Source organism: Hyphomonas sp. GM-8P (genome assembly GCF_003263315.1).
Taxonomy (GTDB): domain Bacteria; phylum Pseudomonadota; class Alphaproteobacteria; order Caulobacterales; family Hyphomonadaceae; genus Hyphomonas.
Window position 1 is genome coordinate 1 of record NZ_AWFE01000045.1, and the last position, 329, is coordinate 329.

The following is a 329-nucleotide window of genomic DNA, read 5'->3' on the forward strand; positions in this document are numbered from 1 at the left end:
CAGACCACGAAGAAGAAGGGCGGCAAGGTCTACGTGGAGCAGCGCCAAGATGGCACGGTGATGTTCCATGAAGGCTGGCTGACAGCTTCGGAGGCCCGCAAGAAGTCGCGTCAGGACATTAACGGAGACGGCAGTGTACAGACAGACATCAAACCTGAAATGTCCGGCCCGATGGCGGAATATGTCGGCCTTCACCGGCATGGCGCTGCCGCCGCCAGCCTGCTGGCCGCACCCGCCATTGCGCTGCGCCTGATGGCAGCACACGCGCTGACTGGATCATCCCTCTGGAATGTCCGTCCGCATGTGTGCGGGGCGCGCAAGAACGAGAC

At 62.3% G+C, this 329-nt stretch carries 1 pseudogene; it reads left to right on the forward strand.

Going from position 1 to position 329, the window contains the following annotated elements:
- Positions 1 to 329: pseudogene (locus HY26_RS18965) on the forward strand (partitioning protein); the annotation flags it as partial.